The 240-nt window shown below is 61.2% G+C and carries 1 protein-coding gene; it reads right to left on the minus strand.

All coding sequences use genetic code 11. The features are described from left to right. The coding region (locus tag AC3XQU_RS24720; protein WP_489876739.1) for a UbiD family decarboxylase domain-containing protein at positions 1–240 on the minus strand (240 nt) is incomplete at both ends.

Here is a 240-nt window from a genome sequence, read left to right on the forward strand (position 1 = left end):
CGGGCGGCAGGTAGAAGTCGGTAATTTCCGGGAACTGCTTTTGCAGGATCGGCACGAACACTTCGTTCAGCGCCACACCGAGAATGGCCGGCTCATCCGGCGGACGGCCGGTGTAGGTGCTGTGGTAGATCGGTTTGATCCGGTGGGTGATGCGCTCGACGGTGAACACCGGGAAGCTGTCGACTTCGTTGTAGTAGCCGGTGTGGTCGCCGTAAGGGCCTTCATCGGCCATTTCGCCCG

The organism is Telluria sp. AZSoR62, from assembly GCF_058111565.1.